Annotated in this window: 25 protein-coding genes and 1 tRNA gene; 17 read left to right on the top strand and 9 right to left on the bottom strand. The window is 66.6% G+C overall.

Features of this window, described 5'->3' with window-relative positions; translation table 11 throughout:
* The first annotated feature begins 313 nt into the window (after positions 1 to 313).
* The 4 genes from ABE454_RS15095 to ABE454_RS15080 all read left to right on the top strand — a co-directional run bounded on the left by ABE454_RS15095 (position 314) and on the right by ABE454_RS15080 (position 3,980).
* Positions 314 to 1,066: a DUF72 domain-containing protein gene (locus ABE454_RS15095; RefSeq protein WP_346532927.1), complete on the top strand. Its 753-nt coding sequence runs from the start codon at positions 314 to 316 to the stop codon at positions 1,064 to 1,066.
* A 240-nt stretch (positions 1,067 to 1,306) separates the two neighbouring features.
* Entirely contained in the window at positions 1,307 to 2,032 is a 726-nt protein-coding gene (gene phbB / locus ABE454_RS15090) for an acetoacetyl-CoA reductase (RefSeq protein ID WP_346532926.1), read from the top strand.
* A 48-nt stretch (positions 2,033 to 2,080) separates the two neighbouring features.
* On the top strand, positions 2,081 to 2,908 hold the full coding sequence (locus ABE454_RS15085) for a DUF4908 domain-containing protein (protein ID WP_346532925.1): 828 nt from the start codon (positions 2,081 to 2,083) through the stop codon (positions 2,906 to 2,908).
* A gap of 160 nt (positions 2,909 to 3,068) precedes the next feature.
* Positions 3,069 to 3,980, top strand: coding sequence for an isopenicillin N synthase family dioxygenase (locus ABE454_RS15080; RefSeq protein WP_346532978.1), 912 nt, complete (start codon positions 3,069 to 3,071; stop codon positions 3,978 to 3,980).
* Between the two features lie 80 nt (positions 3,981 to 4,060).
* Here ABE454_RS15080 and ABE454_RS15075 read toward each other — a convergent pair whose 3' ends face one another.
* From ABE454_RS15075 to ABE454_RS15065, 3 genes are all read right to left on the bottom strand, one after another.
* Complete coding sequence (locus ABE454_RS15075) at positions 4,061 to 5,950, bottom strand: pilus assembly protein TadG-related protein (RefSeq protein ID WP_346532924.1); 1,890 nt, start codon at positions 5,948 to 5,950, stop codon at positions 4,061 to 4,063.
* 128 nt (positions 5,951 to 6,078) lie between these two features.
* Positions 6,079 to 6,786: a monofunctional biosynthetic peptidoglycan transglycosylase gene (gene mtgA / locus ABE454_RS15070; protein ID WP_346532923.1), complete on the bottom strand. Its 708-nt coding sequence runs from the start codon at positions 6,784 to 6,786 to the stop codon at positions 6,079 to 6,081.
* A 176-nt stretch (positions 6,787 to 6,962) separates the two neighbouring features.
* Complete coding sequence (locus tag ABE454_RS15065; protein WP_346532922.1) at positions 6,963 to 7,928, bottom strand: WD40 repeat domain-containing protein; 966 nt, start codon at positions 7,926 to 7,928, stop codon at positions 6,963 to 6,965.
* Between the two features lie 148 nt (positions 7,929 to 8,076).
* Here ABE454_RS15065 and ABE454_RS15060 point away from each other — a divergent pair, with 148 nt between their 5' ends.
* Positions 8,077 to 8,763 (top strand): alpha/beta fold hydrolase, encoded by a 687-nt coding sequence (locus ABE454_RS15060; RefSeq protein WP_346532921.1) that lies wholly within the window; start codon positions 8,077 to 8,079, stop codon positions 8,761 to 8,763.
* A 216-nt stretch (positions 8,764 to 8,979) separates the two neighbouring features.
* On the opposite strand, the gene ABE454_RS15055 is transcribed toward ABE454_RS15060, so the two are convergent.
* From ABE454_RS15055 to ABE454_RS15045, 3 genes are all read right to left on the bottom strand, one after another.
* On the bottom strand, positions 8,980 to 9,177 hold the full coding sequence (locus ABE454_RS15055) for a DUF2093 domain-containing protein (protein WP_346532920.1): 198 nt from the start codon (positions 9,175 to 9,177) through the stop codon (positions 8,980 to 8,982).
* Entirely contained in the window at positions 9,174 to 10,247 is a 1,074-nt protein-coding gene (locus tag ABE454_RS15050) for a CobW family GTP-binding protein (protein WP_346532919.1), read from the bottom strand. Before ABE454_RS15050 ends, ABE454_RS15055 begins: the two co-directional genes overlap by 4 nt.
* A 62-nt stretch (positions 10,248 to 10,309) precedes the next feature.
* Positions 10,310 to 10,966, bottom strand: a complete 657-nt coding sequence (locus ABE454_RS15045; protein ID WP_346532918.1) for a hypothetical protein — start codon at positions 10,964 to 10,966, stop codon at positions 10,310 to 10,312.
* Positions 10,967 to 11,258: 292 nt separating this feature from the next.
* On the opposite strand from ABE454_RS15045, the gene rplU reads away from it, so the two are divergent.
* From rplU to ABE454_RS14990, 11 genes are all read left to right on the top strand, one after another.
* Entirely contained in the window at positions 11,259 to 11,747 is a 489-nt protein-coding gene (gene rplU, locus ABE454_RS15040; protein ID WP_003169630.1) for a 50S ribosomal protein L21, read from the top strand.
* Positions 11,748 to 11,845: 98 nt separating this feature from the next.
* Entirely contained in the window at positions 11,846 to 12,130 is a 285-nt protein-coding gene (gene rpmA, locus ABE454_RS15035) for a 50S ribosomal protein L27 (RefSeq protein ID WP_346532917.1), read from the top strand.
* A gap of 175 nt (positions 12,131 to 12,305) precedes the next feature.
* Positions 12,306 to 12,839: a GNAT family N-acetyltransferase gene (locus tag ABE454_RS15030; protein WP_346532916.1), complete on the top strand. Its 534-nt coding sequence runs from the start codon at positions 12,306 to 12,308 to the stop codon at positions 12,837 to 12,839.
* Positions 12,840 to 12,963: 124 nt separating this feature from the next.
* Positions 12,964 to 13,050 (top strand) — tRNA-Leu (locus ABE454_RS15025).
* Positions 13,051 to 13,226: 176 nt separating this feature from the next.
* A complete protein-coding gene (locus ABE454_RS15020; RefSeq protein ID WP_346532915.1) occupies positions 13,227 to 13,841 on the top strand; it encodes a ribonuclease D in 615 nt (204 codons plus the stop codon).
* 20 nt (positions 13,842 to 13,861) lie between these two features.
* Positions 13,862 to 14,524 carry an LPS export ABC transporter periplasmic protein LptC gene (lptC, locus tag ABE454_RS15015; protein ID WP_346532914.1) on the top strand — a complete coding sequence of 221 codons (663 nt, stop codon included), beginning with the start codon at positions 13,862 to 13,864 and terminating at the stop codon, positions 14,522 to 14,524.
* Positions 14,521 to 15,015: an LptA/OstA family protein gene (locus ABE454_RS15010; RefSeq protein ID WP_346532913.1), complete on the top strand. Its 495-nt coding sequence runs from the start codon at positions 14,521 to 14,523 to the stop codon at positions 15,013 to 15,015. Before lptC ends, ABE454_RS15010 begins: the two co-directional genes overlap by 4 nt.
* A gap of 6 nt (positions 15,016 to 15,021) precedes the next feature.
* Entirely contained in the window at positions 15,022 to 15,831 is an 810-nt protein-coding gene (lptB, locus tag ABE454_RS15005; RefSeq protein ID WP_346532912.1) for an LPS export ABC transporter ATP-binding protein, read from the top strand.
* A 114-nt stretch (positions 15,832 to 15,945) separates the two neighbouring features.
* Complete coding sequence (gene rpoN / locus ABE454_RS15000) at positions 15,946 to 17,478, top strand: RNA polymerase factor sigma-54 (RefSeq protein WP_346532911.1); 1,533 nt, start codon at positions 15,946 to 15,948, stop codon at positions 17,476 to 17,478.
* A gap of 71 nt (positions 17,479 to 17,549) precedes the next feature.
* A complete protein-coding gene (hpf, locus tag ABE454_RS14995) occupies positions 17,550 to 18,200 on the top strand; it encodes a ribosome hibernation-promoting factor, HPF/YfiA family (RefSeq protein ID WP_346532910.1) in 651 nt (216 codons plus the stop codon).
* Positions 18,201 to 18,277: 77 nt separating this feature from the next.
* Positions 18,278 to 18,742 carry a PTS sugar transporter subunit IIA gene (locus ABE454_RS14990; RefSeq protein WP_346532909.1) on the top strand — a complete coding sequence of 155 codons (465 nt, stop codon included), beginning with the start codon at positions 18,278 to 18,280 and terminating at the stop codon, positions 18,740 to 18,742.
* A gap of 64 nt (positions 18,743 to 18,806) precedes the next feature.
* Here ABE454_RS14990 and ABE454_RS14985 read toward each other — a convergent pair whose 3' ends face one another.
* On the bottom strand, positions 18,807 to 19,061 hold the full coding sequence (locus tag ABE454_RS14985) for a DUF1150 family protein (protein WP_346532908.1): 255 nt from the start codon (positions 19,059 to 19,061) through the stop codon (positions 18,807 to 18,809).
* 64 nt (positions 19,062 to 19,125) lie between these two features.
* A complete protein-coding gene (locus tag ABE454_RS14980; RefSeq protein WP_346532907.1) occupies positions 19,126 to 19,545 on the bottom strand; it encodes an Hsp20 family protein in 420 nt (139 codons plus the stop codon).
* 204 nt (positions 19,546 to 19,749) lie between these two features.
* Between ABE454_RS14980 and ABE454_RS14975 the strand changes: the two genes are divergently transcribed.
* Positions 19,750 to 20,424 carry an OmpA family protein gene (locus tag ABE454_RS14975; protein WP_346532906.1) on the top strand — a complete coding sequence of 225 codons (675 nt, stop codon included), beginning with the start codon at positions 19,750 to 19,752 and terminating at the stop codon, positions 20,422 to 20,424.
* Between the two features lie 306 nt (positions 20,425 to 20,730).
* Here the strand turns inward: ABE454_RS14975 and ABE454_RS14970 are convergent, their stop codons facing one another.
* On the bottom strand, positions 20,731 to 22,047 hold the full coding sequence (locus ABE454_RS14970) for a UDP-glucose dehydrogenase family protein (RefSeq protein WP_346532905.1): 1,317 nt from the start codon (positions 22,045 to 22,047) through the stop codon (positions 20,731 to 20,733).
* Between the last annotated feature and the right edge of the window lie 278 nt (positions 22,048 to 22,325).

Raw genomic sequence — 22,325 nt, 5'->3', positions numbered from 1 at the left:
ATTGTATTTTTTGGGCCAATTTTCCTCATGGCCTATGTAGGTGAGAATTATATTGATCTCACAAACAACGGCTTTGTTGTTCTTTATATTTGCGCAGCAGCATTTCTGGGGCTGCCAACCGCCATCTGGGGGTTTTCGGAGATTTCTGCGGGTATGAAAAGCAAGTAAGATTAAGCGCCAATCTAGTCCCTATCAGTGACGAGGGCCGACCTTCTCATCTGACATTACTTCTGTCAGCCTTCATACACACGGATCCCGTAGCCGCCCCCGGTGATTTCTGCGATCAAAGCGGCCTGCATCAGGAGGCGCAGCCATGACAGGGTCCATCCATATCGGCGTCGGCGGCTGGACCTTTGAGCCGTGGCGGGGGGTCTTCTATCCGCAGGGGCTGGTGCAGAAGCGGGAGCTGGAGTTCGCCAGCCGGGCGCTGACCTCGATCGAGATCAACGGCACCTATTATTCGACCTTCAAGCCCGACAGCTGGGCGAAATGGCGCGATGAGACGCCGGACGGTTTCGTCTTTTCGGTCAAGGCCAGCCGCTATTGCACCAATCGCAAGGTTCTAGCCGACGGCGCCGAGAGTTTTGAGCGGTTCCTGTCGCAGGGGCTGACGGTGCTGGGCGACAAGCTGGGGCCGATCAACTGGCAGTTCATGGGGACGAAAAAGTTCGATCCCGAGGACTTCGAGGGCTTTCTGAAACTGCTGCCCAAGGAGAAGGACGGGGTGCGGCTGCGGCACGCGCTGGAGGTACGCAACCCGACCTTCGCCACCGAACAATTCCATGATCTGGCGCGGAAGTATGGGGCGGCCATCGTCTATGCGGTCGACGACGAGGAGCCGACCTGGCCTCAGATCGACGAAGAAACGTCTGATTTTACCTATGCCCGGCTGATGTCCAGCCGCGAGGACGAGCCGACGGGCATGACGGCCGACGAGCTGGACGCCGTGGCCAAACAGGCGCGCGGCTGGGCCGGGCGCGGGGATGTGTTCGCCTATTTCATTTCGGGGGCCAAGGTGCGTAATCCGGCGGCGGCGCAGGCGCTGATCGCGCGGCTGAAGGGCTGAACCGACGCCGGACACGGGATCGTGTCCGATGGTGAGATGATCGCGCCACATCCGCCGCCCAATCTGGAGGCTGATGGAACGGCGAATGTGCGTCGCCGCGCCGTCTTTGACAAGGCCGCAACGTCGCCATGACATAACCCCGCCTTCTCGTCGGACGCCGGTCGCGCTAAGGCTGGTAACCAAGATGGGTGGACCGCATCGCGACGACACGACGGCCGCCGCACAGCACAGGGAGAGGTCATGACGCGTACCGCATTCGTCACCGGGGGCACCCGGGGCATCGGCAAGGCGATCGTTCAACGGCTGAAGGAAGACGGGTTTCAGGTCGCCGCCGGCTATTCCGGCAACACCGAAGCCGCAGAGGCCACCGCCCGCGAACTGGGCGTCATGGTGGTCAAGGGCAACGTCGGCTCGTTCGACGACTGCACCCGGGCGGTGCAGGAGGTCGAGGCGCAGCTGGGCCCGATCGACGTGCTGGTGAACAATGCGGGCATCACCCGCGACGGCTTCTTCCACAAGATGAGCGCCGATCAGTGGTCCGACGTGATCCGCGTCAACATGGACAGCGTGTTCAACATGACGCGCCAGGTCATCAACGGCATGCGCGACCGGGGCTTCGGCCGCATCGTCAACATCTCCTCGATCAACGGCCAGAAGGGCCAGATCGGCCAGACCAACTATTCCGCCGCCAAGGCCGGGATGATCGGCTTCACCAAGGCGCTGGCGCTGGAGAACGCGCGCAAGGGCGTGACCGTCAATTGCATCGCGCCGGGCTATATCGACACTGAAATGGTCGGCGCCATGGATCAGAAGGTGCTGGACGCCATCGTGGCCCAGATTCCCGTCGGCCGTCTGGGCAAGGGCGAGGAGATCGCCGACATGGTGTCGTGGCTGTCAGGCGAGCGTGCCGGATATGTCACAGGCTGCACCCTGTCTCTCAATGGCGGACAGTACCTGGTTGGTTAAGCTTCGTTCGCCCAAAATCCGCCGTTCGGGCGTTTCACGACAGTTGTCATGACAGCAAAGGTCGAGGTTGTGGCGGAGAAGCCGCCCCCCCTTGCCGTCGCGACGCCTGGCGCCGCGACGGTCGCACGCCTGCACGGCGTCGCCCGCCTGATGCTGGCCCTCGCCTGTGTGGCGGGGGCGGCCCAGGCCGGGGCGCAAACCAACTCCAACGTCCAGGCTGAACAGAGCCGGGCGATCCGCGACCAGTCGGTGATCCGCACCACCCCGCCGCCGGGCCGCTATGTGTCCGAGGCCGGTCAGGGCTTTGTGCTGGATCAGGCCGGGTCGCTGACCCTGCTGCGGTTCGAGCGCTCGACCGAGACATGGGCGCTGCGCCCGTCGTCGGCGCCGCGCGGGGACACCATCTATCGCAACGACGCGGGCGATCAGGTGCTGCGCGTCACCACCAGCGGCGGCATCACCGTCTATACGACGCGCACGCCGGGCGGATCGCCCGTCTCGCTGGCCGGGCCGCCGGTCAGTCTGGAGCCGCCCTCGCTGGGGCCGGTGCAGATGTTCAACCTGATGACCCGGCGCAGCAGTCTGGTGTCCGAGGCGATGGGCCGTCTGGTCCGCATCAACGTCTTCGGCGAGGAATCCGAGGCCCTGTGCATCGAGGCCCTGATCGTCACCACCGACGCGGTGGTGCGCATCGCCCGTTCGCCCAGCGCGCGCCCCTTCCTTGAGCGGTTGCGCGTCATCACCGTGGTCGAGGGCCAGCGCGCCTCAGTGACCTACGCCAGCGGCGAACTGCGGGTGGTGGTCGATCCGCGGCGCGGCATCGCCGGGCGCCCGTCGTCGGCGCGGGTCATCCGGGCCGTCATTCCGCAGGACTGAAGACGGCCGTTTCGGCCGCCGTCTGCCTTTTCGCCGTTATTGGGCGTATGAAGGCGATCATGCTCATCCATCAGAGGCTGATCGCACAGTGACCTCCTCCCCCCTTACCGCCGTCTCTGCTGAAGACACGGCCAGGACCCGCGCCATCGTCCCCGTGTCGATGAAGGGCTATGACGCCGACTTCCAGGGCTTCGCCGACGCCCTGGGCGCCTCGTTTTCCCGCTACGGCTTCGCCGTCATCGCCGACCACGGTCTGGATCAGGGTCTGATCGACGCCGCCGTCACAGACGCCAAGGCCTTCTTCGCCCTGCCAGAGGACGTGAAGCGCCAGTATCACCAGCCCGGCACGGGCGGGGCGCGCGGCCTGACCCCCTTCGGCGTCGAGGCGGCCAAGGGCGCCAAGGCCGTCGACCTGAAGGAGTTCTGGCACACCGGCCGCGAACTGCCGGACGGCCACCCCTATCGGAAATACATGCGCAACAACGTCTGGCCGACCGAGGTCGCGGGCTTCCGCGAGCACGTCTACGGCCTGTACGAAGGCCTGGACGAACTGGGCCGCCGCATCCTGAAGGCCATCGCCCGCTATCTGAAGCTGGACGACGCCTATTTCGAGGACAAGGTCCAGCTGGGCAACAGCGTGCTGCGCCTGCTTCACTACCCGCCGATCCCGGCTGACGCCGAGGGCGTGCGCGCGGGCGCCCATGAGGACATCAACGTCATCACCCTGCTGCTGGGCGCCGAAGAGGCCGGGCTGCAGTTGAAGGATTCAGACGGCGAATGGCTGGACATCGCCCCGCCGCCGGGCGCGCTGGTGGTCAACATCGGCGACATGCTGCAGCGGCTGGTCAACCACGTCCTGCCGTCGACGACGCACCGCGTGGTCAATCCGGCGCCCGAGCGTCGCGGCTTCGCCCGCTATTCGACGCCCTTCTTCCTGCACTTCAACCCGGACTTCCCGATCGAGACCCTGCCGTCGACGATCACGGCGGAGAACCCGGACCGCTATGCGGGCAAGACCATCCTGGCCGAGGACTTCCTGACCGAGCGGCTGAAGGAGATCCGCCTGATCTGACCGGGCGGACGGGCTGAAAACATGAAGGGCCGGCGGATCGCTCCGCCGGCCCTTTTTGTCATGCCCGCAGGCGGAGGGCGTCAGCCCGAGATGCGCAGTCGGGTGATGTCGCGGCCGATGGCGGCGAAGGCTTCCTTCAGGTCCGTGGTCCTGTTCGGGGTGAAGAAGTGATCCTTGGTCGTGGCGCACTGCTCCATGACCTCGATCGCCGTATCGACGACGCCGGGGCTGCCGCGGCTTGGGCTCAGGTTGAAGCCGACGGTGTAGATGACGATGTTCTGCTCCTTCATGCTCTTGCACAAAGACACAGCCTGCTCGAACGGGTTGCCGTTCGGGGCGCTGCACGCGATCTGATGCGCCAAGTCCCCGCTTCCGTTGGAAGGCGCGTCATAGGATATGACCCCTTCGCAATAGGGGTTGTTGAACTCGCCGTCCGTCATCAGCACGACAGCCTTCAGCGTCTTGGACGAGTCATAGGGATCGGCCCGGCTGGTGGAAGGCCAGAGGGAGTTGAAGTTGGGCGACACCGCATACCAGCCCCACTCCACCCCGATCTGCCCCGCCGTCGAACCGACGGGCTGATAGGCGTCGATCAGGTCGTTCAGGCCCTTCACGCCTCTAGCGCTATCGACCTGATGCGTCAGCGGCGTGATCGCGTCACTCAGACAGCGGTTGTTGGAATGCGGATAGTTACGCCCGACCCACCAGCCTTCGCGCGGGGCGTGATCCGTCGGAATCAGGTTGCCGCGAGCATCCCTTACCGTCCACTGGCGCTCGCTGACGCAGGTGCTGGACGGCAGCTCCATGACCCTCGTGCGGCTGTTGCGGCCGATGAAATAGCGTTGCTCGCAGCCGTCATAGCCGCACTGAACCGCGCCGCCGCGACCGACGGAAGACTGTGCAGGCGCCACGAGATTGACTCTGAAGGCGTCGTCGCCCAGCGCCGTGACCCGTAAGAGCGTATTGAGCGCGGGCATCCCCTGAACACCTGAAATTTTCACGTAATCGCCCGCCGACAGCGTGTGCTTCGGAGAGTTGACGACAACCTCACAGGTCGCCTCCCAACAACGCCGGATCGCGCCAGTGTTCGACCTGCCGCTGCCTGAGAAGCCCGTCAGCCGGAATGTGGAGCCGCTGACTGACTCCACGCGATGAATGCGGTCGTTCAGCCCGTTCGAGGCGTTGCCGACCCCGCTGATCCAGACATAGTCGTCCTTTTTCAGGCCGTGATTGTTCACCGTCAGGACGCCGGATTGAACCTGTGAGATCGACTTGGCCGGATCGGCCCAGCCGGCGCTCTGAATCTCCGTCGGCCCCTGAAGCGGGCCGCGCGCCTTGTCGGCGTATTCGCCCAGGTTGACGCCCATCGAATAGGGCACCAGCGCCACGCGCGAGGTGAAGGGCGTCTGCTCCTTCTGCACCACGATGCCGACCAGTTCCTTGGCCGCATCCTTAAGCGCGGCCAGCGGCGAGCCCTTCATCGAGCCGGTGATGTCCAGCACCATCGCCACCTCGACGTTGCGCGAGGCGCGCAGGACTTCCGAAGTGGTGCTGACCGGCAGATAGTCGTCCAGCAGCTTGCCGTAGGGCGGCAGGAACAGATTGGCGATGATGACCTTCACATCGACCTTGGCCGTGGCGTCCACCCGGCGGTTGTCGACCAGAACGAAGGAGGCCGTGTCGCCCGGCTTGGTGAAATAGCCCGGCATATTGGCCTTGAGCGCCGCCATGCCGATTTCATTGATCTTGTCGGTATCGCTGTATTTGGAGCGGGCGGCGGCCAAGGCGGCGGCGTCCAGCGCGTCCTGAAGCTGGGCCTTCACCTTCGACGCCTGATGGATGTCGATGGCGCCGAAGGTGATCATCAGCAGGACAGGCAGGGCCATGGCGAACATCATCGCCACATTGCCCCCGGTCTGACGCGCGAACCGTGTCATCAGCCGCGCAGCCGCGTGTTTCAGTCGATCCATCGTCCTGGCCAAGCCCCGGCGCTCCGCATCGCGACCTCAAGGAGCCGCAGTCAGACGCAGCATGACAGGCGCGGGTTAAGGCTTGGCCTCAAATTCACGGTTAACGCCGTCTTGCGAAACGGCCCGCTTCAACGGCGGTCGACGCAGGCGTCCAGACCCTGTTGGCGCACCGTGCCCATGGCGGCCTGAATGCGCGCCGCCCGACGACGGACATAGGGGCCGGGCGCGGCGGCGTTGTAGCGGCGCGGGCTGGGCAGGATGGCGGCCAGACGGGCGGCCTCATTGGCCGTCAGCTTGTCCGCGCTCTTGTTGAACCAGTGGCGCGAGGCGGCCTGGGCGCCGTAAACGCCCGGCGCCCATTCGGCGACGTTCAGATACATCTCCATGATCCGCCGCTTGCCCCAGCCGATCTCGATCAGGCCGGTGTAGCCCGCCTCCAGACCCTTGCGGACCCAGTCGCGGCCGGGCCACAGGAAGACGTTCTTGGCGGTCTGCTGGCTGATGGTCGAGCCGCCGCGGACCTTGCCCGAGCCGCGCTGTTCGGCGCGCTCATTAGCCTCAAGCGCCTTCTGGATGGCCTCGACGTCGAAGCCGTGGTGTTGGCAGAAGCGGGCGTCCTCGGCGGCGATCACCGCCTCGACCAGACGCGGCGAGATGCGGTCCAAGGAGCGCCAGCGGTAGTCCATGCCATGCCCGGCCGCCGCCTGCTTGACCATCAGGATCGTGGCGAGAGGCGGCAGGAAACGATGCACCGCCACCCCGGCCAGCAGGAACAGGGCCAGGATCACCAGCAGGGTCAGGATCGGCCGCCGCCTGCGGCCCTTTGCGCGGGTCATGGGGTGAAGGATGGCTCAGGAAGGTTGAGAAATCACGGCGACGCTTGCCGAGCCGCCGTCATTCTCGGGCTTGACCCGAGAAACCAGCAGCGCTGGCGCCTGAACGAATATCACAGAACCGTCGAGGGGCTGGATCCTCGGGTCAAGCCCGAGGATGACGGCGTGGGGGATAGGGGTCAGAGCGAAACCACCCCCGCCTGCCCGTCCTCGTCGGCCCAGGCGATGCGGGCGGCGCCGGAACTCATGGCCAGGGCGGTGATGGGGGCGCCCTTGTCCTGTTTGACGAACTGAAGGCCGCGCCCGGCCGGGTCGGCCCACCAGACGCGCCCGTCCTCCAGCCCCGCCGCCAGACGGCCATGGGCGGGGGCGGCGGCGACCTGGGCGATCAGGGTCGTCTCGTCATAGCCGATCTCGGTCGCCTCGCGGCCCATCGGCCCGTTGGAGCCGACGAAGGGCCACAGCACCACGCCCTGCGCGCCCGAGGTGGCCAGAAGCTGCCCCTTGGCCATGAAGGCGAAGCTCTTGATCTTGGACGGATAGCCGCCCATCCGCATGTTCTTCTGATCCTTCAGACGCCAGCCGTGCAACTGGTTGTCCTGCATGGAGGTGACGACATAGGCGCCGTCGGTCGAGAAGCCGACCGCCAGGTGCGACCCGGCCCAGGCTAGTTTGGTCGGCTGCTGCTGCTCGATGCGGGCGTACCACAGCCAGGCGCCGCCATAGGTCGAGGCGGCGATGCGGCGCCCCTTGGGATCGAAGGCCACGCCCGAGACGGTGCGCTCGTGCTGGAAGTCGCGGCGGAAGTGCGGGTCCTTGCTGTCCAGAACGCTCAGCGTCCGGCCCGAGGAGAAGGCGATCAGGCCGGACTCGGCCGAAGCGGCGACGGCGTCGATCCATTGGCCCTTGGTCTGGGCCAGCAGGACGGCCTCGCCCTCGCGGCTCCAGACCAGCTTGCCGTCGTCGCCGCCGGTGACGATCCCCTCGCCCGAGGGGTGGATGCAGGCGCACAGGACCGCGCCGTCATGGACCTCGCTGCGGGCGCCGCTCTCGAACCGCACCGAGCCGTCGCCGAGGGCGAAGATCGCGCCCGTCTTGTCGAACAGGGCGGCGGTGACCTGGGCGTCGAAGGAGAAGGTCGTCATGTCGGCTCACGCAGGGCGAAGGAGAAGTCGGATGCGCCTCATAGAGCGAAATCGGCTCTCATGCGAACGCATGTGAGCTCAGATCTTCGCTCAAGCCTGCCATGGCTCCCCCGTCGCGTCTGTCGCGTGGCGGGTCTATGAGGGGGCCATGACCCTGCTGCTCATTCCCGGCTTCATGGCCGATACGACCCTGTGGGACGACATGACGGACGATCTGGCCCCGTTCGGGCCGCTGGTCGCGACCGACCTCAGCCGGGGCGAGGATATCGAGAGCATGGCGGCCGCCATCCTGAGCGGCGCGCCGGAGCAGTTCGTCGCCGTGGGCTTCTCCATGGGCGGCTATGTGGCGCGGGAGCTGGCGCGGATCGCGCCGGAGCGGGTGGAGGGTCTGATCCTGATCGCCACCTCGGCGCGCGGGGATACGGAGGAGCTGATCCGCCAGCGGCGTTCGTCGCTGAAGGCGCCGCCGAAGGCCTTCAAGGGATTGAGCCGTCCGGCCATCGTCTCATCCCTGCATCCTGATCTGGCGAACGACGAGGCGATGATCGCGCGGGTGCGCGACATGGGCTTGCGGCTGGGCGGCGAGGTGTTTCATCGCCAGTCGGCGATGGCGCGGGCGGGCGATCTGGAGCGGCTGGGGGAGATTGTTCAGCCGACGCTGATCGTGGCGGCGGATGCGGATCGGCTGAGAAGCGCTGAGGAGGCGGAGGAACTGCGGCGGGGGATCGCCGACGCGACGCTGGAGACGGTGGCGCACACCGGCCACATGATCCCGCTGGAACAGCCGAAGGCGCTGGCGCGAGTGATGACCCGGTGGCTGAACACCCTCTCCTGATGGGAGAGGGATTGAGCGCACGAGAGCGCAGCGATCGTTCTTGCGCGACCCGAAGGGCGGCGCGTAGCAGCCAAAGGGTGAGGGTTCGCGGGTGAAGTCGGCCGAAGGCCGTGGCGCTACGGCTGACGCCGACGGACGGGACAAGCCCCTCACCCTTTCGCCTAAGCCAATCGCTTCGCTCTTGGAGGCTCAAGCCCTCTCCCGCCGGGAGAGGGTTTACTTATGCGTTTCGAGCCAGCGCTTGGTCATCAGTTCGCCGGACGCATAAGCCTCCTGAAGCTCGACGCTCCAGTAGTTGAGAGCGTCCAGCGGGATCGGGGCGCCCGAGACGGCGCAGCGGACGAAGTCGCCGCGCTGCAGAATCTCGAAATCGGGCGTGCCGTAGATCAGTCTGGCTTCAACCTGTCCCGTCATGCCGCGCAGGCCTCGAACCCGGCCTTCAGGGCGGCTTCGTCCAGATCGCGGCCGATGAAGACGGCGCGGCTCCAGCGCCGCTCCTTGTCGCCCCACGGCTTCTGAAGGTCGCCTTCAAGGATCATGTGCACGGCCTGAAAGACCAGACGGCGGTCCTCGCCGACCACGTCGATGATGCCCTTGGCGCGCAGGATGTTCTGGCCCTGCTCGCCCAGCAGCTTGTCCAGCCACGCCGTGAAGCGGGCGCCGTCCAGCGGGCGGTCCAGCGACAGGGAGATGCCCTTGATGTCGTCCTCGTGCGCGTGGCCGCGCGGGCCGTGGTCATGAACATGGTCATGATCGTGCGCGTGGTCGTGATGGTCATGCCCGTGGCCGCAGTGTTCGTCGTGGACGTGGCCCTCGGCGCCGTGGGGCGGGTTCACGAAGTCCGGCTTGACCTCGAGGATGCGGTCCAGGTCGAAGGCGTGCAGGCCCAGCACCTGATCCAGCGGCACGTTCGAGCGCTCGGCGCGGACGATGGGGGCCAGGGGGTTCAGCGCGCGCAGGCGGGTCTCGACGGCGGACAAAGCGGCCTCGTCCACCAGATCGATCTTGTTCAGGATGATGCGGTCGGCGAAGGCGACCTGCTCGCGCGCCTCTTTGGAGTCGTCCAGACGCGCCATGACGTGTTTGGCGTCGACCAGAGCCGTCACGCTGTCCAGCTGGGTCTTGGCCTTGACCTCGTCGTCGACGAAGAAGGTCTGGGCCACGGGGCCGGGATCGGCCAGGCCGGTCGTCTCGACGATGATGGCGTCGAAGGCGGGCTTGCCGGGGCGTTGCCGCTTCATCAGGCCGTTGACCACGCGGATCAGGTCGCCGCGCACCGTGCAGCAGACGCAGCCGTTGTTCATCTCGAACACGTCCTCGTCGGCGCCGACCACCAGATCGTTGTCGATGCCGATCTCACCGAACTCATTGACGATGACGGCGTAGCGCTTGCCGTGGTCCTCGGTGAGGATGCGGTTCAAAAGGGTGGTCTTGCCGGCGCCGAGGTAGCCGGTGAGGACGGTCACGGGTGTCTTCTGGGTCATGGCTCGCTAGATGGCGCGTCGGGGGCGGAAATGGAAGGCGCCCGGTTATCAAGTCAGGCCGCCTAGTGGGTCGCCATCACCAGCAGGCCGATCAGGATCAGGGCCGCGCCCAGAATGGCGCCTTCATAACGGGCCCAGCGCTCAAGCCTGAGAATGGAGTAACCGGCCGAGGCCAGGGCAGCCAGCAGGGTCATGCCCAGCACCGTCCCCGCCGTGAAGGCCAGCGTCAGCAGACCCAGCGCCCAGACGCCCTCAGTCGCCGATGACAGATAGATGGGCAGCAGCACCTCGCCCGGCGTCACCGCCATCATCAGCACCAGCCCCCAGAAGGCGGCGCGGTCGGACACGGCGGGCTCGGCCAGTTCAGAGGCGGGGCCGCCCGCCAGCGCCGGCCGCTTCAGCGACGCCCGCGCCAGATAGAAGGCGCCGAACAGGAACAGCAGGAAGGCCGAGATATGCGGCAGCAGGCCGTCGACCCAGCGGTTCAGCGCCAGACCCGCCGCCACGATCAGCGAGCCGACCAGGGCTGTGGAAACGATGTGCGCCAGACCGGCCGTCACCACCGCCGTCATGATGCGCGGCGTGCTCCAGCGCTGGGCGCGGCCGACCAGGACGAAGGGCAGCCAGTGCGTCGGCAGGGCCGCGTGCAGGAAGGCTGCGACGAAGCCGCCGCCCAGCAGAGACAGCAGCATCGGCTCGGCAAGATCGGGAGACGACATGGGCCGTCTTTAGGATGTTACCTTATAACGGTCGAGAAGAATCGGTGAAGAATCTTCAAGCGCGGCGCCGTGACGCGCACCGCCGCATCCCCTCCATCGCCGCCCGGTCGCTTGTCAGGCCGCTGTAAACAGGCCACAGAGTCCGTTCGGAACCGGTTTCATGCGGGTTTTGGCCCGGCGAATGTCCGTTTCACGTTGACTCTTCCGTGGCCGTCCGTATATGTCGCCGCTCTTCGCCCGCAGGGTCTCCTGGCGGGCGCATCCATTTTTGCGTTCACGCTGAGGCTTCCAAATGTACGCGGTGATCAAGACCGGCGGAAAGCAGTACCGGGTTCAACCGGGCGATGTGATTGTTGTCGAGAAGATCGACGGCGACGCTGGCGCTGCCGTCAATTTCGGTGAAGTCCTCATGCTGGGCGGCGACAAGGGTGTTACGGTCGGCGCTCCGCTGATCGACGGCGCCGCTGTCGCAGCCACGCTGATCGAGACCCGCAAGGGTGAGAAGATCAAGATCTTCAAGAAGATCCGTCGTCAGGGCTATCGCCGCACGAACGGCCATCGCCAGATGGAATCGGTCCTGCGCATCACCGGCATCGAAGGCGCCGGCGAGAAGGCCAAGTGGGACGGCAAGGTCGAGCTGATCACCAAGGCGGAAATCAACGCCCGCGCCCGTGGTCTGGCCCCGCGCGTCGAAGCCGTCGAAGCTGAAGCTCCGAAGGCCAAGAAGGCCCCGGCCAAAAAGGCCGCCAAGGCTGACGCCGCCGAAGGCGCCGAAGCCTAAGACGTTTTCACCGGCGCTGGATCAGCGCCAGTTACGATTGATCAGCGCGCTCAAGCAGCCCGACCGGGCGGTAGCGCGCTAAGAAGAGGAGCAGCAAGATGGCTCACAAGAAATCTGGCGGTTCGTCGCGTAACGGTCGCGACTCAGAGTCGAAGCGCCTTGGCGTGAAGAAGTACGGCGGCGAGCGCGTTCTGGCCGGCAACATCCTCGTGCGTCAGCGCGGCACCAAGTTCCACCCGGGCGCCAACGTCGGCCTGGGCCGCGACCATACCCTGTTCGCCACGGCGACGGGTTCGGTGCAGTTCACCACCAAACGCGGTGGCCGTTGTTACGTGTCGATTCTCCCGGCCAATGACGTCGCTGAGGCGATGGCCGCCGAGTAACGCGAAGCCAGGACAGTATTTCCCCGGATCGCGTTGCTCCCGTCAGCAGCCGATCCGGACCAAGGGAAAATATTCCGCGGGAAGTCTGGATCACCAGGCTCCCCGTTTGCGTTTCCCGCCTCGAAGCCGTCCGAGCCCTCCAAGGAGGCGGCGCCGAAGACATCGAGGCCGAACCATGTGCGTGATCGAAACCTCCCCCGTCGTCGAGACGCGGCGTCTGCTGCTGCGCGCCCCGGGCGCCCAGGACGTGTCGCGGATCGCGGCCCTGGCCAACGACCACGACATCGCCCGCATGACCCAGCGGATGCCCCACCCCTTCGGCGTCAACCACGCCGAGGACTTCGTGCTGCAGGTCGCGTCCCAGGACCCGAAGAAGGCCAACACCTTCCTGATCGAGCATGAGGACCACGGCCCCGTGGGCGTCATCGGCATGTTCCATGACGCCGACGCCGTGCCCGAGGCCGGCTACTGGATCGGGCGCGAGTTCTGGGGCCGCGGCTATGCGACCGAGGCGCTGCAAGGCGCCCTGGTCTGGGCCTCGACGCGGTGGAAGCGCCGCGCCCTGATGGCGGGCCACTTCTCGGACAACCCCGCCTCGGGCCGGGTGCTGGAGAAGGCGGGTTTCCTGTACACCGGCGAGACCCGTCCGGCCTTCAGCCGCGCGCGGGGCGAGAGCGCCGATACGCGGATGATGGTCTGGCTGGCCTGATAGTGCGCGGATTTCCCGGAGCTTTTGGTCAACGGCGCAGTTTTTTCACGAAAGCGAAAAAAGCCTGTTGACCGCCCCGGGGCTCCCCCCTATTAGTCCGGCCCTCGGCGGGGCGACCCACCGGGCCCAGGTGGCGGAATTGGTAGACGCGCTGGCTTCAGGTGCCAGTGGCTTAACGGTCGTGGAAGTTCGAGTCTTCTCCTGGGCACCATTTCTCAAGCGGCGCTGTATCCGATAGGATGCGGCGCCGTTTGTCATTTCGGCCCTGATCTCCCCTTCCCTGCGGCCGCTGAAGCAAAGGTCGAGCCCATGTTCTGGCGCCTGTGTTCTGGCGGTGGCGCACGGTTCGTCTATGTTACAGCCTGAACGACGAACGAGTTTTTGCGCATGACGGTTTATTTCCACGAAGGCGACCTGCCCGACGGCCTGGACCTGGGCCCTGAGGTGGCGATCGATTCCGAGACGATGGGCCTGCGCTTCCGCCGTGACCCGCTGTGCGTGGTGCAACTGTCATCGGGCGACGGGAACGCCCATGTCGTGCGCCTGAACCGTCCGGCCTATGACTGCCCCAATCTGAAGCGGCTGCTGGCCGATCCGAAGGTGCTGAAGATCTTCCACTTCGGCCGGTTCGACATCGGCATGTTCGACCTGCATCTGGGCGTCGAGACGCGCCCGGTCTACTGCACCAAGATCGCGTCCAAGCTGGCCCGCACCTATACCGACCGTCACGGCCTGAAGGATGTGGCGCGCGAACTGGCCGGGGTCGACATGTCCAAGGCGCAGCAGAGCTCGGACTGGGGCGCACGCGAACTGACGCAGGCGCAGCTGGACTACGCCGCCTCGGACGTTCTTTACCTGCACGCCATCATGAACCGGCTGAACGAGATGCTGGAGCGTGAGGGCCGCATGGAGCTGGCGCGGGCCTGTTTCGACTTCCTGCCCGTGCGTTCGCGCCTCGACCTGGCCGGTTGGGACGAGATCGACATCTTCGCCCACGCCTGACGGATGGATCTGGAACACGGATGAGCGAACAGCACGCCCGGGACGAGCAGAAGCGCGCCGATGAGGCCCGCGTCGCCCTGGCCGGCGAACGCTGGCGCGCGCACTCGCGCCGGGTGAAGCTGTATCGCCGCATCCTGCCCATCGTCATCCTGGCGCTGGCGGGGGGCGCCCTGACCTGGACCGTGTTCCGCACCGTCATGTCGGGGGTCGAGCGCAAGGCCAGCGAGAGCCGCGAAATCCGCCTCGACAATCCGATGTTCCACGGTCAGGACGCGCAGGGCCGCTCGTTCGTCATCGGCGCCGAGGGCGCCGTGCGCGATCCGGCGACGGGCCATTTCCGCCTGATCGCCCCTCTGCTGCGGCTGAACCTGGGCGCGCGCAAGACCAGCGAACTGACCGCCGACGGCGGCACCTATCTGGAGCCGCAGCGCAAGGTGGTCATCGGTCCGAACGTGAAGATATCCGACGGCGGCACCGGCTGGACGCTGGTGACGCCCGAGGCCGTGGTGGACACTGAAACCGGTGTGGTGACCGGCGATAAAGGGGTGCAGGGTCGCGGCCCCCTTGGAAGCATCAATGCTTCGTCTTATGCGATTTATGATCAGGGCCAGAGAGTCGTTTTCGACGGCCAGGGCGACAACAAGGTAACCGGGACGATCAATCCCGCCGGAGCCGAGCGATGAAACTGTCCAAGTCCAAGCTGACGATCGCGGCCGCCGCCCTGATGACGGCGCTGGCCCTGCCCGCCGTTTCGGGCGCTCAAAACGCCGCAGCCAGCCGCGCCGACGCCAGCCGCCAGCCGGTCCAGTACGGCGCCGACAGCGGCGAATACACGCCCGAGGGCTTCTCCCTGCGCGGCCGCGCCGAGGTGACGCAAGGCTCCAACCGCCTGCGCGCCAGCAACATCCGGGGCTTCACCTCGGGCGGCGACCTGAACCGCATCGAGGCGTCCGGCGACGTCTATTTCGTCACCCCCGACCAGAGCATGAAGGGCGACCGCGCCGTCTATACGCTGAACGACGGCAATGTCGTGGTGACCGGCGACGTCATCCTGACCCAGGGCAAGAGCGTCCTGACCGGCAACCGCCTCGTCTACAACGTCCGCACCGAGACGGCCCGCATCGAAGGCGGCGGCGGCCGCGTTCAGGGCGTCTTCTATCCGCAAGGGAACTGATCGGGCGTGGCGCGCAAGGAACTCTCGGCCCTGAACCTGCACGCGCCGGAGGCGGACGCCGCCCCGGACGCGCCCCTGCACGCCGATGAAACGCGCCCCACGGGCCTGCGCGTCGAGCACATCGCCCGCAGCTTCGGCGAGCGCAAGGTCGTCAGCGACGTCTCCCTGAACGTCCAGCGCGGCGAGGTCTGCGGCCTGCTGGGCCCCAACGGGGCGGGCAAGACGACCTGCTTCTACATGATCACCGGCCTGATCCCGGCCGACAGCGGCTCGATCTGGCTGGACAATCAGGACATCACCCAGCAGCCCATGTACCAGCGCGCGCGCATGGGTCTGGGCTATCTGGCGCAGGAGGCCTCCATCTTCCGCGGCATGACGGTCGAGCAGAACGTCAAGGCCGTGGTCGAACTGCGCGAAAAGAGCGCGGCGGGCGTGCGCGACGAAACCACCCGCCTGCTGGAGGAACTGCGCATCGACCATCTGCGCAACGCCCCAGCCACCGGCCTGTCGGGCGGCGAGCGGCGCCGCGTCGAGATCGCCCGCGCCCTGGCCGCGCGGCCCAGCTTCATGCTGCTGGACGAACCGTTCGCGGGCATCGACCCGCTGGCCATCGCCGACATCCGTCAGGTGATCCGCTATCTGTCGGGTCAGGGCATCGGCGTGCTGATCACCGACCACAATGTGCGCGAGACGCTGGACATCATCGACCGCGTCTCGATCATCTCGTCCGGCTCCCTGCTGTTCGAGGGCACGGCCGACGAAGCCGTGGCCGACGCCGAGGTGCGCCGCGTCTATCTGGGCGAGATGTACGCCTGACGGCGTTCTGAGCCGCCAGCTTCACCGGACGATCTTCGCCAGACGTTAAGGTCTGTGCGGCACCTTCCCAGCAAGAAGCGGGCCAACAGCGCCCGTATGCGGGGTTGAGACGGCGTGATCGGTCAGAGGCTGGAGGTCAGACAGGGGCAGGGGCTGGTCATCACGCCCCAGCTGCAGCAGGCGATCAAGCTGCTGCAACTGTCGAACCTTGAGCTGGAAGCCTTCATCGAGGGCGAGCTGGAACGCAATCCCCTGCTGCAGCGCGACGAGGGCGAACCGGGCGGCGACAGCGCGCCTGAAGCCGCCGTCGACGCTTCAGCATCCGAAAGCGGCGACGACGGCGAACTGCGCTTCACCGAAGGATCAGACGCCCACGCCGCCAGTCTGGATACGACCGCCGACGACCTCTATGGCGACGCGGCGCCGGGCGAGCGGGTCAGCGACCGCCAGAGCGATCAGGCCGACGCCGGAGCCGGCGATCAGCCCGGCCTGTCCGACTGGTCCCGCGTCGGCGCAGGCGGCGGTCTGGCCGACGGCGAGGAACGCGAGCGGCCCGATCATCGCGACCTGACCCTGTGGGAGCATCTTCAGGCCCAGGCCTCGGCCGCCGGGTTCAGCCCCGCCGACCACGCCATCGCCCTGACCCTGATCGACGCCACGGACGAGGGCGGCTATCTGCGCGCCGGTCTGGGCGAGATCGCCGAACGGCTGGGCGTCGACGAGGCGCGCATCGAGGCGGTGCTGGCCGTCTGTCACGGGTTTGAGCCGACGGGCGTCATGGCGCGCTCCATCCCCGAATGCCTGAAGCTGCAGCTGATCGAGCGGAACCGCTTCGATCCGGTCATGGGCGCCCTGCTGGACCATCTGGACCTGCTGGCGCGGCGCGATCTGGTCGCCCTGCGGCGGGTCTGCGGCGTCGACGCCGAGGATCTGGCCGAGATGATCGCCGAGCTGAAGGCCCTGACGCCGCGCCCCGGCGCCGGCTTCGGCGGCGAACCGGCCCAGACGGTCGTGCCCGACATCCATGTGCGCCCCGACCCGGCGGGCGGCTGGCGGGTGGAGCTGGACACCGACACCCTGCCCCGGCTGCTGGTCGACAAACGCTATCACGCCGTGGTGGCGGCGGGCGCCCGGTCGGACACAGAGAAGACCTTCGTCGCCGAATGCGCGGCCCAGGCCAGTTGGCTGGTCAAGTCGCTGGACCAGCGCGCCCGCACCATCATGAAGGTGGCGGCCGAGATCGTGCGCCAGCAGGACGCCTTCCTGGCCTTCGGCGTCGAGTTCCTGCGCCCGCTGACGCTGAAGACGGTGGCCGAGGCCATCGAGATGCACGAATCGACGGTCAGCCGCGTCACCTCGAACAAATACGTCGCCACCCCGCGCGGGGTGTTCGAGCTGAAGTTCTTCTTCACCGCCGCCATCCAGTCCAGCGACGGCGGCGCCGCCCACTCGGCCGAGGCCGTGCGTCAGAGAATCAGGACGATGATCGACGGCGAATCCGGGGACGGCGTGCTGAGCGACGACCGCATCGTCGAAATCCTGAACGAGGCCGGGATCGACATCGCCCGGCGCACTGTGGCGAAATACCGCGAGGCGCTGCGCATTCCCTCGTCCATCCAGCGCCGCCGCCTGATGAAGGTCGGCTGACTGCGACCAAGCGTCACCACAAATCGGTGATCGCCATTGACACCAAAGCCGGTCAGTCGCGTTCTAGTGACATGAAGATCCAAGTCAGCGGCAAGCAAGTGGATGTCGGCGAAGCGCTAAGCTCGCGCATCTCCCAGGAACTCGAAGAGGGCATCGGCAAATATTTCGCCCGCGGCGCCCAGGACGCCGAGGTCGTGGTGTCGAAGGACCGCCACGGTTTCCGGGTCGATTGCTGGGTGCGTCTGGCGTCAGGCCAGTCGCTGGTGACGACCGGTTTCGGCGGCGACGCCCAGGCCGCCTTCAGCGACAGCCTGGCCAAGCTGGAAAAGCGCGTGCGTCGCTACAAGCGCCGCCTGAAGGACCACCACATCGGTCCCAAGGGCCTGTCGCCCGAGAAGACCGAGAACGCCGCGCGTGAAGTCGCCGCCATGACCATTTTCCGCGATCCCGACACCGTCGAGGACGAGGAGTTCGGCGATGCGGGCCTTGAGGACGAGGCCCCGCCCGTTGGCATGGTGATCGCCGAGACGGAGGCCGAAATCCGCACCCTTACCGTGGGGCGCGCCGTGGCCGAACTGGACATGACCGGCTATCCGCTGGTGATGTTCCGCAACGCCGCCCACGGCGGCCTGGCCGTGGTCTATCGGCGGCCGGACGGCAACGTCGGCTGGATTGATCCGCAACGCACCCTCAAGGGCGCGGCGGCTCAGGCTGTCGGCTGAGGCTTCCTCAGGAAGGGCGAAGGCGCTAAACAGCCCCCGCCCTTCCGCCAATGTCGGGTTCGATTTTCGGGGTAGAGATGGACATCGCTGATTTGCTGTCGTCGGACGGGATCGTCCTGCGTGGCGGCGCGTCATCCAAACGTCAGGCGCTCCACGCCGTCGCCGAGGCCTTCGGCGCCGCTTTCAAACTGGACGCCGACAAGGCGTTCGAGGCGTTGCAGGAGCGTGAGGCTCTGGGCTCGACGGGTCTGGGGTCCGGCGTCGCCGTGCCGCACGCCCGTATCAAGGGGCTGGACCGGGTCTGCGCCGTCTTCGTGCGGCTGGACACGCCGGTAGCCTATGAATCGCTGGACGATCGTCCGGTGGATCTGCTGTTCGCCCTTTTCGCGCCGCTGGACGCCGGCGCCGAGCATCTGCGCGCGCTGGCGGCGGTTTCGCGCGCCCTGCGCTCGCCGGAACTGCGCGAGCAGCTGCGTCAGGCGCGGACCGTGGACGCCATCCGCGCCCTGTTCGTCAAGGATGTGTCGAAGACCGCCGCCTGAGCGGTCTTCCTCGCCTTTTCACCATCATCAGTAAAAGCGGGCGCGGCGTGCGCCCGCTTTAGCCTTAATGGACCGACATCGGCTCCAGATCGTGCGCCACGGCGGCGGCGAAGGCGGTTTCGCGATCCAGCATGACGGCCAGCCGCTCGCCGTCGGCGCCGTGGACGGCATAGAGAACCTGATCCGGGTCGATCTCGATATCCGGCGCCGTCTCGATCATGGCGTCGGCCAGGATGTCGCACGCGCGGATGGCGCGGACATAGACCAGATCCGGGGCGCCGAGTTCGGCGAAATCCTTCTTATTCATATTGGGCGTCATAAGACCGCCTCCTTACGCTTGACTGAACGCCCGGAAAGCCGGGCGGTTCGACGGCGGCCTCACTTCAGCCCGCCGTGATGGGAATGCGCCGCACGCTGCGTTCCTGTTCCGGGCGGATCAGATCGACGTGCAGCAGGCCGTGCTCCAGCCGGGCGCCTGCGATCTCCAGCCCGTCGGCCAGAACGAAGCTGCGGACGAAGCCGCGCGCCGCGATGCCGCGATGCAGGAAGGCCTGACCGTCGCGACCCGCATCGTCGCGCTTGCCGGTGATGGTCAGCTGCCGCCCTTCGACGGTGACGGACAGGTCGTCGGGCGTGAACCCGGCCACCGCCAGGGTGATGCGCACGGCCGCATCGCCGACCTGTTCGACATTATAGGGCGGATAGGATTCGCCCGCCGCCTTGGCCGCCCGGTCGATCAGGGCGCGCGTGTGGTCGAACCCCAACAGAAACGGGCTGTCGAACAACAAGGAACGTGCAGTCATAAGGGGCCCTCGCAACCAAGCGACCTTGACCGTCCGGCGCCCCCCTTGATCGGCAAAGCGCCCGGTCACGGTTACAGATGGGGGCGCGGGAGCGACAGGTCAACGTTTGCAAAGAAGACGCGCCGTTCATGGTCCATACACATTGAAACCTTAACTGTAAGGTCTGCGTTTATGCGACCAGATCGCTATCGAAAGGACCTTCCCATGCGCGCCAAGCTCGCCATCACCAGCTTGAGCATCGCCGCCCTTCTGGGCGCCGCCGCCTGCACCACCACGGACCCCTACAGCTCTGCGCCGCGCCGCAACAACACCGGCACCGGCGTCCTGACCGGCGCGGGCGTCGGCGCCCTGCTGGGCTATCTGACCAACACCTCCAGCGGCGAACAGGGCCGCAAGAACGCCCTGATCGGCGCGGGCATCGGCGCCCTGGCCGGCGGCGGCGTCGGCCAGTACATGGACCGCCAGCAGCGCGCCCTTGAGGCCGAACTGTCCGGCACCGGCGTCGGCGTGGCGCGTCAGGGCGACAACCTGGTCCTGCGCATGCCGTCGGACGTGACCTTCGCCACCAACCAGTCGACGATCGACTCGCGCTTCCTGCCCGTGCTGGACGATGTGGCCCGCGTGATCGGCGAGTATGACCGCTCGATGGTCGACGTCATCGGCCACACTGATTCCTCGGGCGGCGATGCGATCAACCAGCCCCTGTCGGAGCGTCGCGCCGCCTCGGTCGCCTCGCACCTGATCAACCGCGGCGTGATGCGCGAACGCATCTATGTCGCCGGCATGAGCGCGCGTAATCCGATCGCCTCCAACGAAACGGTCGAGGGCAAGGCCCAGAACCGCCGCGTCGAAATCCTGATCCGTCCGTTCACGGGCTGATCGGGTCCGGCCTGATCCGGCTGGAACAAACAGAAAAGGGGCGGCCCGTTCGGGACCGCCCCTTTTTTATGGCCGGGTTCCGCTGGCCCATCGCTGCGGAGGCTGTTGAACCGGCGCCTTTTTATAACGCTGTGCGGCGCGCGAGCTTGCCTTACGCCGCAGTCTGCCATCCTGTTGTTCAGGCAGGAGATTCGGATGGACAGCGACGGCCCCGGCAAGGCGATGAAACTGGTCGGCACAGCGGCGGCGTCCGCTGTCCTGGTCGCCGCCGCCGTCATCACCATCGGCCGTCTTCTGCTGCTGTAGTCAGGCGGCGTCCTGCGGGCGGCCTATCGAGAAATAGCGGAAGCCGCGCGCCCGCATGTCCTCGGGCCGATAGACGTTGCGCAGGTCGATCATCACCGGCTGTTTCAGCAGCAGCTTGATCCGGTCCAGATCCAGGGCGCGGAACTGGTTCCACTCGGTCATGATGACCGCCGCGTCGGCGCCGGCCAGGGCGTCATAGGGCCCGTCCTTGAACACCACGCCGTCCAGAAGCTTGGCCGCCTCCTCCATGCCCTCGGGGTCGAAGACCTGAACCACAGCCCCGCGCGCGATCAGCGCCGGCGCCACGTCCAGCGAAGGCGCGTCGCGCATGTCGTCGGTGTTCGGCTTGAAGGTCAGGCCCAGCAGGGCGACCGTCTTGCCCTTCACATCGCCGCCCATGGCCTCGATGATGCGGTCGGCCATGGCCTTTTTGCGGGCGTCGTTGATGGCGACCGTCGTCTCGATCAGACGCATGGGCGAGCCCGCATCCGTCGCCGTGCGCACCAGCGCCAGAGTGTCCTTGGGGAAGCACGATCCGCCATAGCCCGGACCGGCGTGCAGGAATTTGGAGCCGATCCGGTTGTCCAGACCGATGCCGCGCGCAACCTGCTGCACATCGGCGCCGACGGCCTCGCACAGGTCGGCGACCTCGTTGATGAAGGTGATCTTCATGGCCAGGAAGGCGTTGGCCGCATATTTGATCAGCTCGGACGTGCGGCGTCCGGTGAACATGATCGGCGTCTCGTTCAGGTTCAGCGGGCGATAGAGCTCGGCCATGACGGCGCGGGCGCGCTCGTCCGTCGTGCCGACGACCACCCGGTCAGGGCGTTTGAAGTCGCCGATGGCGGCGCCTTCGCGCAGGAATTCGGGGTTGGAGACGACAGCGAACTCGGCGTCGGGACGGCGCTCGCGGATGATGCGCTCGATCTCGTCGCCCGTGCCGACGGGGACGGTGGACTTGGTCACCACGACGGTGAAGCCCTGCATCAGGTCCGCGATCTCTTCGGCCGCCGCATAGACGTAGGACAGGTCCGCATGGCCGTCGCCGCGTCGCGACGGCGTGCCCACGGCGATGAAGACGGCGTCCGCGCTGCGGATCGCCTCTGCGCTGTCGACGGCGAAGGCCAGACGGCCGCCGCGGACATTATTGGCCACCAGATCATCCAGCCCCGGCTCATAGATGGGCATGATGTTCTGGTGCAGGCGTTCGATCTTGGAGGCGTCCTTGTCGACGCAGGTCACCGTATGGCCGAAATCGGCGAAACAGGCGCCTGACACCAGGCCGACATAACCCGTTCCAATCATGGCGACGCGCATGGACTGCTCCTTCTACAACCGTCCCTGCCGCAATAGCCCCGCATGGAAGGCGGCGCCAGCGACGGTCCGCCGCAGAGTGCAGAAAAGACCAAAGAAAAAGGGCGGCCGATCCGGGATGGATCAGCCGCCCTCAATATCTTCAACCGTAAGGCTTTGGAGGCCGGTCGCCCGGCCCCCTCAGTCTTAGAAGTTGATGTCGACCGTCGCGCGACGGTTCAGCGGCTCACGCACGCCGTCGGCGGTCGGCTTGGCCAGGTCGGTCTTGCCCTTGCCGTCCA

It is taken from the genome of Brevundimonas diminuta, from assembly GCF_039673845.1.
Lineage (GTDB): Bacteria > Pseudomonadota > Alphaproteobacteria > Caulobacterales > Caulobacteraceae > Brevundimonas > Brevundimonas diminuta_E.
This window is presented reverse-complemented; position numbering and strand designations above follow the sequence as displayed.